Origin of the sequence: Pseudomonas sp. SWRI50 (assembly GCF_014269095.1) — a bacterium.
Classification (GTDB): Bacteria; Pseudomonadota; Gammaproteobacteria; order Pseudomonadales; family Pseudomonadaceae; genus Aquipseudomonas; species Aquipseudomonas kermanshahensis.
The window spans coordinates 62,758-76,584 of the sequence record NZ_JABWRW010000015.1 but is presented as its reverse complement, the minus strand read 5'-3'; the positions used below and the strand labels follow the sequence as shown (position 1 = coordinate 76,584).

At 63.1% G+C, this 13,827-nt stretch carries 12 protein-coding genes; 1 reads left to right on the top strand and 11 read right to left on the bottom strand.

Annotation, left to right across the window (positions count from 1 at the left end; genetic code table 11):
- Window positions 1–53: 53 nt before the first annotated feature.
- Together HU750_RS16890 and HU750_RS16885 are read right to left on the bottom strand one after the other, a co-directional pair.
- Entirely contained in the window at window positions 54–212 is a 159-nt protein-coding gene (locus tag HU750_RS16890) for a YqaE/Pmp3 family membrane protein (RefSeq protein WP_007904205.1), read from the bottom strand.
- 272 nt (window positions 213–484) lie between these two features.
- Complete coding sequence (locus tag HU750_RS16885; protein ID WP_186681328.1) at window positions 485–1,765, bottom strand: aspartate aminotransferase family protein; 1,281 nt, start codon at window positions 1,763–1,765, stop codon at window positions 485–487.
- A gap of 211 nt (window positions 1,766–1,976) precedes the next feature.
- Here HU750_RS16885 and HU750_RS16880 point away from each other — a divergent pair, with 211 nt between their 5' ends.
- Window positions 1,977–2,900, top strand: a complete 924-nt coding sequence (locus tag HU750_RS16880; protein WP_085274061.1) for a LysR family transcriptional regulator — start codon at window positions 1,977–1,979, stop codon at window positions 2,898–2,900.
- A gap of 361 nt (window positions 2,901–3,261) precedes the next feature.
- Here the strand turns inward: HU750_RS16880 and HU750_RS16875 are convergent, their stop codons facing one another.
- From HU750_RS16875 to bioB, 9 genes are all read right to left on the bottom strand, one after another.
- Window positions 3,262–5,040, bottom strand: a complete 1,779-nt coding sequence (locus tag HU750_RS16875; RefSeq protein WP_186681326.1) for an acyl-CoA dehydrogenase C-terminal domain-containing protein — start codon at window positions 5,038–5,040, stop codon at window positions 3,262–3,264.
- Window positions 5,041–5,163: 123 nt separating this feature from the next.
- On the bottom strand, window positions 5,164–6,447 hold the full coding sequence (locus HU750_RS16870; RefSeq protein WP_027594355.1) for a GGDEF domain-containing protein: 1,284 nt from the start codon (window positions 6,445–6,447) through the stop codon (window positions 5,164–5,166).
- Window positions 6,448–6,708: 261 nt separating this feature from the next.
- Window positions 6,709–8,514 carry a phenylacyl-CoA dehydrogenase gene (locus tag HU750_RS16865; protein WP_099452704.1) on the bottom strand — a complete coding sequence of 602 codons (1,806 nt, stop codon included), beginning with the start codon at window positions 8,512–8,514 and terminating at the stop codon, window positions 6,709–6,711.
- A 364-nt stretch (window positions 8,515–8,878) separates the two neighbouring features.
- The gene (locus HU750_RS16860) at window positions 8,879–9,175 is read right to left on the bottom strand and encodes a pyrroloquinoline quinone biosynthesis protein PqqE (protein WP_186681324.1); all 297 of its coding nucleotides are present in this window, start codon (window positions 9,173–9,175) and stop codon (window positions 8,879–8,881) included.
- Window positions 9,176–9,287: 112 nt separating this feature from the next.
- A complete protein-coding gene (gene bioD / locus HU750_RS16855) occupies window positions 9,288–9,968 on the bottom strand; it encodes a dethiobiotin synthase (RefSeq protein WP_186681321.1) in 681 nt (226 codons plus the stop codon).
- Between the two features lie 10 nt (window positions 9,969–9,978).
- Window positions 9,979–10,797 (bottom strand): malonyl-ACP O-methyltransferase BioC, encoded by an 819-nt coding sequence (bioC, locus tag HU750_RS16850; RefSeq protein WP_186681319.1) that lies wholly within the window; start codon window positions 10,795–10,797, stop codon window positions 9,979–9,981.
- Entirely contained in the window at window positions 10,790–11,521 is a 732-nt protein-coding gene (locus HU750_RS16845) for an alpha/beta fold hydrolase (RefSeq protein WP_186681317.1), read from the bottom strand. The genes bioC and HU750_RS16845 overlap by 8 nt, the downstream gene beginning before the upstream one ends.
- Complete coding sequence (bioF, locus tag HU750_RS16840; protein ID WP_027594349.1) at window positions 11,514–12,686, bottom strand: 8-amino-7-oxononanoate synthase; 1,173 nt, start codon at window positions 12,684–12,686, stop codon at window positions 11,514–11,516. The genes HU750_RS16845 and bioF overlap by 8 nt, the downstream gene beginning before the upstream one ends.
- Before the next feature lies 1 nt (window position 12,687).
- The gene (bioB, locus tag HU750_RS16835; RefSeq protein ID WP_027594348.1) at window positions 12,688–13,746 is read right to left on the bottom strand and encodes a biotin synthase BioB; all 1,059 of its coding nucleotides are present in this window, start codon (window positions 13,744–13,746) and stop codon (window positions 12,688–12,690) included.
- Between the last annotated feature and the right edge of the window lie 81 nt (window positions 13,747–13,827).

Sequence of the window (13,827 nt, the reverse complement as noted above, 5' to 3'; positions counted from 1 at the left end):
TGCGGAGACACTTTCCGTGCAAAGCCAAGGGCTGCTATGCAGCCCCTGTATGCTCAGCGCTTGGCGATGATATACACCGCATGCACGATCCCCGGAATGTACCCACACAGCGTCAGCAGAATATTCAGCCAGAACGCCCCGGCAAAGCCCACCTGCAGAAATACCCCAAGCGGCGGCAGCAAGATGGCGATGATGATGCGAATGAAGTCCATGCACGTCTCTCCTGAAGGGTTACAACAGAGACTAGCCACACTCGTCAGAGGTTCCACGTTGGGCGCCAGGTAAAAAGGAAAAGATAGGGTGAAGGCTGCCAAGTGCTTGTCTTGGTTTTTGAGGTGGTGCGCAAGTCGAGCGCCGCCCGCGCGGCGCTCGATCTTCCAGGCGCACAAGATCCAGCGCCAAGCACCCCAAAAAAAACGCCCCGGGCCAAATGAAACAGGCCAGGGGCGATGCGCAGGAACGCCAGACGGTTCGTTTAATTCAGTTACGCCGGCATTTCGCGGCGGGCTTGCTGCTGTGCATGCAGGCGGGCAAAAGCGCGGGCCAGGCGCAGGAGCATTTCGTCGATGTTGCCCTTGCTCACGGTCAACGCCGGCGAGAAACGCACCACATCCGCCTGCGGTGCATTGAGCAGCAGGCCTTCATGCAGGGCGGCCGTTACCAGGTCCTGGGCGACGCCTTCGTGCAGTTGCAGGGCCCACAGCAGCCCCTGGCCACGCACCTCGCCCTGGCCATAACGACCAGCCAGGCGGCTCAGGCCTTCGCGCAGGTGGCGGCCGCTGTCCTGCACATGCTCGAAAAAGCCAGGCTCCAGCACGGTGTCCAGCACTGCCAGGCCTGCCGCGCTCATCAGCGCGTTGCCATGGTGGCTGCCTTCCAGCTCACCCGGCTCGGCGCAGCAAGCGGTGCCGCGTGCCAGCAAGGCGGCCAGCGGTACCCCACCGCCCAAGCCCTTGCCCAGGGTGATGATGTCGGCACGTACCCCGTAAGTCTGCTCAGCGAGCAGCGCACCACACCGGCCGATACCGGTCTGGACTTCATCCAGAATCAGCAGGATGCCCAGCTCGCGGCACAGCGTTTCGACGCCTTTGAGGTACGCCTGTGTGGCGGGAATAACCCCCGCCTCGCCTTGGATCGGCTCAAGCATGATTGCCACGGTGCGCGAGTTCACTTCCGCATGCAGTGCCGCCAGGTCATTGAAAGGCACCTTGCTGAAGCCCGGCAGCCCAGGCTCGCAGCGATTGCACGGCAGCGGGTCGGAAGCCGACAGCGCGCCCAGGCTGCGGCCGTGGCAAGCCTGGCTGGCGGTGATGATGTGATAGGCGCCATTGCGGTGCAGCTGGCCCCATTTGCGCGCCAGCTTGATCGCCCCTTCGCACGCTTCGGCGCCGCTGTTCAGCAGGTAGGCCTGGTCGCTGCCGGTGCTCTGGCACAGGCGGTTGACCAGCGCCAGCCGGCCGCGGCTGTGAAACCCCGAACCCGGGTTGATCAGCGCCTGGGCCTGATTGCCCAGCGCCTTGACCAGTACGCTGGGGCTGTGGCCGAGGCTGTTCACCGCGCCGCCCTGGGTGAAGTCCAAGAAGGCATGCCCTTCGCTGTCCCACAACCACGAGCCCTGGCCGCGCACGAAAACCTGCGGGGCACGTTCGGTACTCGGCATCAGGCGCTCACGGGACAACTGCGGCGCATCCGCCACGGTCACCGGCGCACGCTCGGGCTCGGCGACGGCGGCGGCAGCCGAGCGACGCAGGTTGAACAGGTTCATCAGGGCTCCAACCAATCACGGTAAAGGGCGGCCAATGTGCGGTCTTGATGCCGGCACTTGATATTCAGCCTTGCCTATCAAAAGTGTTTTTCATCCGGGGTAACAATCCGGCCCTATGACCGCTTTAACCCACTGGAATACGGCGATAGACTAGGCGCCAAGACGGGTTTCGACCATTTCGTTTTTCCAGCATTTTCGATAAGTGTTGCTTATGGATTTCCGCCAACTGCGTTATTTCGTCGCGGTGTACGAAGAAGGCCATGTCGGCCGCGCCGCCGAGCGCCTGTCTTTGTCCCAACCCGCGCTTTCCCAGCAGATCCGCCAACTGGAGCACAGCCTCGACCTGAGCCTGTTCGAGCGCAGCAACAAGCGCCTGCTGCCGACCTTGGCCGCCCACACGCTGTACAACCATGCCCTGCCGCTGCTCGATGGCCTGCAACGGGCCCAGGAGGCCATGCGCAACTTCAAGGGCCAGTCTTTGCGTACCCTGGCCATCGGCGTGCTGCAGACCGTGCGGCCCAGCCTGGTGCCGCAGTTGCTCGAACGCTTGCGCAAGGCCCAGCCGCACCTTGTGGTGCAAATCTACGAGCTGTCGGGGCTGGAAATCGAACGGCGCCTGCTCAATGGCAGCCTGGACATCGGCATCAGTTACCTGCCACCGCGCCAACCCGGGCTGCATGGCCTGTTGCTGTACGAAGATGAACTGCAATTGGTCATCCCCGACACCCATCCCTTGAAGGACTTCAAGAAGGTGTCGATCCGCCAGGCCGCTGAACTGCCCATGCTGATGCTGGGCGAAGAGTTTCAAATTCGACAGATCTGGCAGGCGCAACTGGCCAGCCAGGGCCGTCGGCCGCAGGTGCAGGCAGAGATGAACAACATGGCGGGGATTCTCGACAGCCTGGCCCATACGGCGCTGGCTACCATCTTGCCGGGGCGGGCCAAGGACGCGGCCGAGGATGACCAGGGGCTGCTGTGGAAGCCATTGAGCGAGCCGCGGGTGCCGCTCAAGGTCGGGCTGGTGTTCCGCGATGCGCAGCGCCAGCAAGCCTCGGTGGAGCTGCTGCGTACGTTACTGGAAGAAGAGACAGACGCGCGCCAGCTAGGGGGCTCGCCTCTGGATGTGCTGGGCTGACAAAACACGCGCACAAAGAAAACCCCGCCGAAGCGGGGTTTTCCAGACTGTTTCCCTGTGACATCCGTATCGCCCCGCCATCCTGGCAGGTGGTCCTTCGTCGTCTTCCTTGATCTGTCCTTTGCGCTTCCTGCGCAACGTCCATGTGGTAAAGATTACCTGTGGATCCAATCTGAGAACAGTGGTGAAAAGTCACCACGTCGTGTAGGAAAAAGCTTACAAAGAGGATTCATTGCGAATCATATCGACTATTGGGGGCGCTCTGCGTCCCTTCGCGACGCAAGGCCGCTCCTTCATAGCACCGCCGGCCTGTAGGAGCGGCCTTGCGTCGCGAAGGGCCGCAAAGCGGCTTCAAGATCTATCAGAACTGCTCAGCGTCCAGCAGGTACAGCGACTCGCTCCCCGCCTTCACCGACGCCACCAGCGAATCCACCCGTGGCAGCAACCGTGCAAAGTAGAACCGCGCCGTACCCAGCTTGCCCGAGTAGAACGCCTCATCCCCCTCACCCGCCTGCGCCGCACGCGCCATCAGCGCCCACATGTAGCCATAGGCCACATAACCAAAGGCATGCAGGTACTCGACCGAGGCCGCGCCAATTTCATTGGGGTTGCCCTTGGCCTGCTCCAGCACCCACTCGGTCAGCCCGTCCAGCTGGTCGAGGTACGCGCCCAGCGGCTTGGCGAACTCGTCCAGCGCGCTGTCGGCCCCCGCGATGAAGCGGCGGATCTCGTCGGAGAAGAGCTTGTAGTACGCACCGCCACTGGCAACCACCTTGCGCCCCATCAGGTCGAGGGCCTGGATGCCGTTGGTGCCTTCGTAGATCTGCGTAATACGCACATCACGCACCAGTTGCTCCTGGCCCCACTCACGAATGTAGCCATGCCCACCGAACACCTGCTGGCCGTGCACCGCGCACTCCAGGCCTAGGTCGGTGAGGAAGGCCTTGGCCACCGGCGTCAACAGGGCTACCAGCTCTTCACTGCGCTTGCGTGTGGTGGCGTCTTCGCTGTATTTGGCACTGTCGAGTTGCAGCGCCACGTAGCTCGAGAAGGCGCGCCCGCCTTCGATCAAGGCTTTCATGGTCAGCAACATGCGCCGCACATCAGGGTGGACGATGATCGGGTCGGCAACCTTATCCTTGGCGTGCGGGCCGGTCGGGGCACGGCTCTGCAGCCGGTCACGGGCGTATTCCACGGCATTTTGGTAGGAACGTTCAGCCGATGCCAGGCCCTGAATGCCGACACCCAGGCGCTCGTAGTTCATCATGGTGAACATGGCCGCCAATCCCTTATTGGGCTCACCGACCAGGTAACCGACCGCTTCGTCGAAGTTCATCACACAAGTGGCGGAGGCTTGAATACCCATCTTGTGTTCGATCGAGCCGCAAGTGGCCGGGTTGCGCGCGCCCAGGCTGCCGTCTGGGTTGACCAGGAACTTGGGCACCAGGAACAACGAAATACCTTTCGGCCCGGCGGGCGCGTCCGGCAGCTTGGCCAGCACCAGATGGATGATGTTCTCGGTCAGGTCGTGCTCACCACCGGTGATGAAGATCTTGGTGCCACTGACCTTGTAGCTGCCGTCGGCCTGGGGTTCGGCCTTGGTGCGGATGATGCCCAAGTCGGTGCCGGCATGGGGCTCGGTCAGGCACATGGAGCCAGCCCAGACGCCGGCGTACATGTTGGGCAGGTACTGTTGCTTGAGCGCTTTACTGGCGTGGGCATTGATCGACAGGCAGGCACCGGCAGTCAGCATCGGATACAGGCCGAAGGCCAGGCTCGACGCGTTGACCATTTCCTCGACCTGGGCCGAGATAACCTTGGGCATGCCCATGCCGCCGAACAAGGGATCGCCACCAACGCCCACCCAACCACCTTCGGCGTAGGTGTTGTAGGCCTCGATGAAGCCGGCCGGCGTGCTGACCGCGCCGTTGTCCCAGTGGCAGCCCTCTTCGTCGGCGGCGCGGCTGAGTGGGGCGATGGTCCTGGCCGTCACCTTGCCGGCCTCTTCCAGCACGGCCATGGCGGTCTCGGTATCCACCACCTCGGCCAGCGCGGGCAACTGCGCCCATTGCTCGGTCACGTTGAAGACTTCATTCAAAACGAAGCGCATGTCGCGCAGGGGCGCTTTATAGTCGGCCATGACAACCTCTCACTCGTAGGGTCGGGGCGGTCTCGGGGAACCGCGACACTGGGTTGCAGGCAGTGTAACCGAACAACTTTTACGAGACATAGGGTCATCAGCTGACCGTATAGTCGTGTTTGGTCACGCCATGCGGACCGCCCCACGCTGCGATTGTTGCCCATGCACCATGACACAATTGCGCCCGGCCTCTTTGGCGCTGTACAGCGCCTGGTCGGCCGACTTGAGCACCGCCTCCGGGTTGCGATGATCGGCCTGGCGCTCGGCCACACCGATGCTGATGGTCACCGACACCGTACCCGCGCCGCTGCCAGCACGGCGCTGACGCCCTGTCGAATCGTCCTGCGGTCGGCTGTTCTGGTCGCGCAGCTGCATCGCATAGTTAGCAATCACCCCGCGCACAGCTTCCACATGCGGCACGCATTCTTCAGCCGTCTTGCCCGCAAAGACCAGGGCGAATTCCTCGCCACCATAACGGTAGGCGCGGCCGCCACCGGTGACCTTGGACAACCGGCTGGCAACCAGGCGCAACACCTGGTCGCCGACATCGTGGCCGTGGGTATCGTTGAATTTCTTGAAGTGGTCGACGTCGGTCATGGCGATCACATAGTTGCGCCCCAGCCGCTGCATACGCTCGTTCAAAGCACGGCGCCCCGGCAAGCCCGTCAGCTCGTCGCGGAAGGCCATCTGATAGGCCTCGTGCGCCACAGCCGCGGCAATCATCAACATCACCTGGCTGCACATGATGTTCAGGGTAAACGGCAGGATGAACGTCTGCGGCAGCATCCAGAACAGGCCGATCAGGCCAATGACCTGCGCCGCATGCAACGGCCTGGGCGCACGCAGGTACTGCACCACCAGCAGGATGAACACGCCGAGGAACAGCGGGTAGACCATCTGGATCAGGCTCATCCACTGGCCATGCAAGGCCGGCCAGCGGATCTCTGCCAGCCAGGCCAGTAGCGCATCGGGGTAGCTTTGCTCCAGTGCCACCGCAACGCTGGCAACGGCGAACAACACTGCGAAGCGGGCGACCAGGTCCTGCAGCAGGTGGGTGCGCTCCTGCCAGGCGCCATACAGCCCGAACAGGGCCGGCAGCAGCAGGCACACCAAGTGGAAGATGACCGCGGCGTCCGCACGCACGTGGCCGTTGTCGCGGTAGAAGTCGGTCTGGGTGTCGAGCAGGAAGTAGGCGATGTACACCGTCACCATCAGAAACAGCTCACGCTGGCGTCGGTAAACGGCGCAGTAGGCACCGCCCAATAGCAGGACCAAGGTGGGCAAGACATTGAACAGCGATGTGAAAAAGACACTGAGGTCTCTTACGTAAGCCGCCGCAAGGCCTGCCAGCAAGAGAAACAGCGAAGGCAGGAAGTGGGTTACGCGTACAGCATCAAGACGAAACAAGGGTAATCTCCAACCCGGCAGATCAATAGTGGCATTGTGCCCTTATTTCATCGGCAGCGCGCGTGAACAGTTGAATACAGTCTGATGCAGCTCCTGTGTAGGAGCAGCCTTGTGCTGCGAAGAGGCCGGTATGACAAACGATTTTCTGTGGCCGTTATGGCCTCTTCGCAGCACAAGGCTGCTCCTACACAGGCATCTGGCTGCAAAATGAAAAAACCCGCCTGCCGGTGAGGGCAGGCGGGTTTTTGTGCACGCGGTGGATCAGTAAGAGAGGCCGAAGTGCTCTTCGTCCATCGCCATCAGGTTTCCAGCACCCGACAGCATGGTCGCCACATGGGTACGGGTGCGCGGCAGGATGCGCTGGAAGTAGAAGCGCGCGGTCTGCAGCTTGGCGGTGTAGAACGCCACTTCTTCAGTACCGGCAGCCAGCTTCTCGGCAGCCAGGCGGGCAATGTCGGCCCAGAAGTAAGCCAGGCAGGCGTAACCGGAATACATCAGGTAATCGACCGAAGCGGCACCCACTTCTTCGCGATCCTTCATGGCCGCCATACCCACTTTCATGGTCAGCTCGCCCCATTCCTTGTTGATCGCCGCCAACGGCTCAACGAACTCTTTGACCGCCTCGTTGCCTTCCTGCGCCTGGCAGAACTTGTGCACGATCTTGGTAAAGCCCTTCAGCGCTTCGCCTTGGGTCATCAGCACTTTACGGCCGAGCAGGTCCAGCGCCTGGATACCGGTGGTGCCTTCGTACAGCATGGAGATACGGCTGTCGCGCACGTTCTGCTCCATGCCCCACTCGGCGATGAAGCCATGGCCGCCGTAGATCTGCACGCCGTGGTTGGCAGCCTCGAAACCGACTTCGGTCATGAAGGCCTTGGCGATCGGGGTCATGAAGGCCAGCAGGGCGTCGGCTTTTTTGCGCTCTTCCTCGTCCTGGCTGTACTTGACGATATCCACCTGCTTGGCGGTGAAGTAGACCATGGCGCGGTTGCCTTCGGCGAAGGCCTTCATGGTCAGCAGCATGCGGCGCACGTCCGGGTGGACGATGATCGGGTCAGCCGCCTTTTCAGGGGCTTTAGGGCCGGTCAGCGAACGCATCTGCAGGCGCTCACGGGCGTATTTCAGGCCACCTTGGAACGCCACTTCGGCGTGGGCCAGGCCCTGCAGCGCGGTGCCCAGGCGAGCAGTGTTCATGAAGGTGAACATGCAGTTCAGGCCTTTGTTGGCCGGGCCGATCAGGTAGCCGGTAGCGCCGTCGAAGTTCATCACGCAGGTGGCGTTACCGTGGATGCCCATTTTGTGCTCGATCGAGCCACAGGTCACCGCGTTGCGCTCACCGACAGCGCCTTCGGCGTTGGGCAGGAACTTGGGCACGATGAACAGCGAGATGCCTTTGGTGCCGGCCGGTGCATCCGGCAGGCGGGCCAGGACGATATGGACGATGTTATCGGCCATGTCGTGCTCACCGGCGGAGATGAAGATCTTGGTGCCGGACACTTTGTACGACCCGTCGGCCTGTGGCTCGGCCTTAGTGCGCAGCATGCCCAGGTCGGTACCGCAGTGCGGCTCGGTCAGGCACATGGTGCCGGTCCACTCGCCGCTGACCAGCTTGGTCAGGTAGGTGTGCTGTTGCTCTTCGGTGCCGTGCTCGGAAATGGTGTTCATCGCGCCATGGGACAGGCCTGGGTACATGCCCCACGACCAGTTCGACTCACCCACCATCTCGCTCAGGGCCAGGCCCAGCGACTCTGGCAGGCCTTGGCCGCCGTGGGCCACGTCGTGGGCCAGGCTCGGCCAGCCACCTTCGACGAATTGCTCGTAGGCCGCTTTGAAACCGGTCGGCGTCTTCACGCCCGACTCGCTCCAGGTGCAGCCTTCCTGATCGCCAACGCGGTTCAGCGGGGCCAGTACCTGCTCACAGAACTTCGCGCCTTCTTCGAGGATCGCGTCGACCATGTCGGGCGTGGCGTCCTGGCAACCCGGCAGGCTCTGATAATGCGCTTCGTAGCCGAGCAGTTCGTCGCGAACGAAACGGATATCACGCAAGGGGGCTTTGTAGTCAGGCATTGCGATGAACCTCTGTGATGAGTTCGGGGGTGATCGGAACTGCCGGCAAGGCTTGGCGGTCGTCGATCAAACAGTTGTTTGAAACTTACGTTTAGCGCGAGCGGATGTCAAGGAGGGACGATAGTGCCATTTACGCCACGAAAAATGGCGTTTACGCCACCCCACACATGAAATCAACACAACCCCTTGTAGGAGCAGCCTTGTGCTGCGAAGAGGCCAGCGATAAAAACGAACATCCCAGGGTGTTTAGCGGACTCTTCGCAGCACAAGGCTGCTCCTACAGAGGGCGCGCAGGGGCGCAATGAGGCGCAAGGGAAGCCCGCGCCCACAAAGGAAGAGTCGCTAAGTTGAGTGCCGCGAGGGATCAGGCGTAGGTGTCGATGATCCGGCCGAGCATTTCGTCGGATGCCTTGACGACTTTCGCGCCAAGCTCCACTTCATGTTTGCCCAGTGCCAGTTGCACGGTACTGGTGGCCAAGTCCATCTGCTGGCTGCGATCAACAGCGCGCAGACGCTCAGCCTGGAAGTCGCTCGACTGGCTGGTGGCGGTGCGTTCGGCGGTATGGTTGGCGATCTGGCTGGCGGCTTGATCGACGCGGTTCTGGCCGCTTTGGATTGCGCTGAGGCCCGCGTAATAGGCGGAGCTGCCGGTGATTTCCATGTCAGGACTCCATTGACGCTGGATGACGAACAGGCCTCATTAAAGCAGTAGATGGCAGAAAAGGCCCGTTTAAATCGTTAATGGCCCAGTGCCAGTCGATAGGCAGCGGCCGTTAATCCAGCAAATCCAGCTGCAAATGCTCAGCCACCATATTGGCACTCGCCAGCTTCAACTTCGGTACCCGCCCCAGGCATGGCGCCGGCAAGCGCTCGGCGAGGCTGGCCAGGTTTTCTTCCAGGCGCGATGTGCGCGGTTCGATGATATTCGCCACCCAGCCCGCCAGTTGCAGCCCATCGCGGGCAATCGCTTCGGCGCTGAGCAAGGCATGGCTGATACAGCCCAGGCGCACCCCAACCACCAGGATCACTGGCAGTTGCAGGGCAATGGCCAGGTCAGACAGGTTGGCCTGGCCCGACAGCGGCACACGCCAGCCACCGGCGCCTTCGATCAACGTGAAGTCGGCGTTTTGCTGCAGCACGTTGCGCATCGCCGCCAACAGCTCGGGTACACCCAGCGTGACGCCGGCCTCGCGTGCGGCGACATGGGGTGCGATCGCAGGCTCGAAGGCGAATGGGTTGACCTGTTCGTACGGCAATTTGATCGTGCTTTCATCGATCAGCGCCTGTGCGTCGCTGTTGCGCAGCCCCTTTGCGGTTACCGTACAACCCGACGCCACCGGTTTGGCGCCCAATGTGCTCATGCCCTGCAACCGCGCTGCATGCAGCAGGCCGGCAGCAATCGTGGTCTTGCCGACATCGGTATCGGTACCGGCAATGAAATAGGCCTGGCTCATCTGACTCCCCTTACGCCTGTGGCTTGCGCAGCACACCATAGACCACTTGGTAAGTGGCGGGCAGCCCCTGAGGCTGGCGAAATGCCTCGTATGCCTGCAACAAGCCCTGCATGCGGGCACGGCCGGTGAGGCCCGAAGGGCGGCCCGGGTTGATATTGTGTGCACCAAGCGCCTTCAGCTCGTGGGTCAGGCTGCGTACATCGGGGTAGTGCAGCACGTGCGCGCGCTGCTGCAGCGCTACCTGCTCGAAGCCACTGCCCGCGCACAGACGCTGGTAATCGTCAAAGCGGCGGAAGCGGTTGACATGCACCAGGCCATCCACGGCCTGCCAACTGGCACGCAGTTCATCGAGGGTGCCGACGCACAGGCTGCTGAATGCCAGCACCCCGCCTGGGCGTAACACCCGGCGCGCCTCGTCCAGCACACTGGCGAACTGCCCGCACCACTGCACCGCCAGGCTGGAGAACACCAGATCGACGCTGGCATCGCGTAGCGGCAAGCGCTCGGCATCGCCGGCCACGTGGTACTGCGCGCCGCGCTGTTCGTTGCGGGCATGGCGCAGCATGCCTTCGGCGATATCCACCGCCACGCCACTGGCCTGCGCGAAGCGCTCGGCCAGCACCCGGCTGAAGTGGCCGGTGCCGCTGCCCAGGTCCAGCCAGTGCGACGGTGCCAAGCCCTCTGGCAACTGGCCCAACAGGTTCAGGCCGACGTCGCGCTGCAACGCCGCGACGCTGTCGTAGCTGGCCGCCGCGCGGGAAAACGAGGCCGCCACCTGGCGCTTGTCCGGCAGCGCGCCGGGCAGGGTCGGACGGGAAAGGTCAGTCATCGCCGCTCTCATGCAGAAAACTCTTGATACCCGCCGCCAGCTCCTGTGGGTATTCCAGCAGGAACGCGTGGGAACTGTCTTCAACCAGCCCAACCTCCACGTCGGGCAACAACTCGCTCAGCGCTTTGGCCGCCTCGGCCGGGACCAGTGCATCACTGCCGGCGAACAGGTGCAGTTGCGGACCGCCATAAGCCTGCAGTGCCTCGCGGGTATCCAGCTGGGCCAGTACTTCCAGCCCGGTGGCGAGGTACAGCGGGTCGGTATCCGGCACACCGACGCCCAGCTGGCGCAGCAAGGTACGAGGTTGTTGGGCGCCGTCGCTGCACAGGGTGCGGAAGCGTTTGAGGGTTACCTGGGTGTGGCTGCGGCAACCGTCGAGGAAGGTGCCGAAGGTATCTTCGGCCATGCCGTGGGGCCAGTCTGGCCGCGCCACGAAACTGGGGTTGCTGGCCAAGGTCAGCAGTCCGCAACAGTGGTCGCCGCGCTTGCGCGCAAGTTCGCTGGCGAGCATGCCGCCCAGCGACCAACCGCCCAGCCAGGTATCACGGGGCAACTTGCGGTCAAGGTGGTCGACCCACGCCTGTACGTCGGCGTCGGCCAGCTCCGGCAGGGGCATCAGCTCGACCTGCAAGCGGGCATCCTGGGCGCGCAGGCTGGCCGCCAACGGCTCCAGCGCAGCAGTACCCAGGCCCCATCCGGGGAGAAGGATCAGTCGGTTACGCATCGGCGGCCTCCAGCTGTGGATAACACTCGGCCAATGCATTCAACAATAGCTGCACCTGCGCCTCGCTGTGCGCGGCGCTCAAGGTAACCCGCAAGCGTGCGCTGCCGGCAGGCACGGTGGGCGGGCGGATGGCAGTGACCAGCAGGCCACGTTCACGCAACATCTGCGACAGGCGCAGCGCTTGTGCGCTGTCGCCAATCAGGATTGGCTGGATCGGCGTCGGGCTGTCCATCAGCTGCAGGCCGATCTGTTCGGCACCCAGGCGGAACTGGCGGATCAACGCGGCCAGGTGCTCACGGCGCCAGGTTTCGCGGCGCAGCAGCTCAAGGCTCTTGAGTGTCGCGCAGGCCAGGGCGGGCGGTTGGCTAGTGGTGTAGATGTAGGGCCGGGCAAACTGCACCAGCGCTTCGATCAACGCCTCGCTGCCGGCGACAAAGGCACCCGCCGTACCGCAGGCCTTGCCCAGCGTGCCGATCAGCACAGGCACGTCATCGAGGCCCAGGCCGAAGTGCTCGACGATACCGCCACCTTGCGCACCCAACGTGCCCAGGCCATGGGCATCATCGACCATCAGCCAGGCGCCGCGGGCGCGGGCAACCTTGGCCAACGCCGGCAAATCGGCAAGGTCGCCATCCATGCTGAACACCCCGTCGGTTACCACCAAGGTATTGCCGACGGCCTTGTCCAGGCGGCTTTCCAGGCTGGCCGGGTCGTTGTGCAGATAGCGGTTGAAACGGGCGCCGCTCAGCAGCCCGCCGTCGAGCAAGGACGCGTGGTTAAGGCGGTCCTGCAACACCGTGTCACCCTGCCCCACCAGCGCGGTGATTGCACCCAGGTTGGCCATGTAACCGGTGGAGAACAACAGCGCGCGCGGGCGCCCGGTGAGTTCTGCCAAGGCCTCCTCGACCTGGTGGTGCGGCGTGCTGTGGCCAACCACCAGGTGCGAGGCCCCGCCACCGACACCCCACCGCTCGGCGCCCGCCTGCCACGCAGCAATCACCTCGGGGTGGTTGGCAAGGCCCAGGTAATCATTGCTGCAAAACGCCAACAGCGGCTGGCCATCGACCACCACTTCAGGCCCTTGCGGGCTCTCCAGCAGGGGCCGTTGCCGATACAGGTCTGCGGCGCGCCGTTCGGCCAGGCGCGCCGCCAGGTCAAAGGCCATCTCAGGCCGATGCTGCGTTGTAGAACATCTCGCTGCTGCGCTGTTCGACCAGCGCCTGCTCGATGGCCGCCTGGTGCACTTCATCGGCATGCTCTTCGCGGGCCTCAGGCTTGATGCCAAGGCGGGCGAACAGCTGCATGTCTTTGTCAGCCTGCGGGTTGGCGGTGGTCAGCAGTTTTTCGCCATAGAAGATCGAGTTGGCGCCAGCCATGAAGGCCAGGGCCTGCATCTGTTCGTTCATCTGCTCGCGGCCGGCCGACAGGCGCACATGCGACTTTGGCATCAGCAGGCGAGCCACCGCCAGCATGCGGATGAAATCGAACGGGTCGACATCTTCTTCCTCGGCCAGCGGCGTGCCGGCGACCTTGACCAGCATGTTGATCGGCACCGACTCTGGGTGCTCCGGCAGGTTAGCCAACTGGATCAGTAGCCCGGCGCGATCGTCCAGCGACTCGCCCATGCCGAGGATGCCACCGGAGCAGATCTTCATCCCGGCATCGCGCACATAGGCCAGGGTCTGCAGGCGCTCGCTGTAGGTGCGGGTGGTGATGATGCTGCCGTAGAACTCCGGCGAGGTGTCGAGGTTGTGGTTGTAGTAGTCGAGGCCGGCCTGGGCCAGGGCCTGGGTCTGGTCCTGGTCGAGCTTGCCGAGGGTCATGCAGGTTTCCAGGCCCATGGCCTTCACCCCTTTGACCATCTCCAGCACGTAGGGCATGTCCTTGGCCGACGGGTGCTTCCACGCCGCGCCCATGCAGAAGCGGGTGGAGCCGATGGCTTTGGCGCGGGCGGCTTCTTCCAGCACCTTCTGCACTTCCATCAGCTTTTGTTTTTCCAGCCCGGTGTTGTAGTGGCCGGACTGCGGACAATATTTGCAATCTTCAGGGCAGGCGCCGGTCTTGATCGACAGCAAGGTCGAAACCTGAACGCGGTTCGGGTCGAAGTGCGCGCGGTGCACGGTTTGCGCCTGGAACAGCAGGTCATTGAACGGTTGCTGAAACAGCGCCTTGACCTCGGCCAAGGTCCAGTCGTGACGTGTTGTTGCAGTTGTGCTGGCGCTCATCGGCGTTTCCTTGTTTAGGCTGTAACTGGCGCCGGGACAGGAAAGCCCGCCAGCGCATCACGGATAGCTCGCATAGTCACG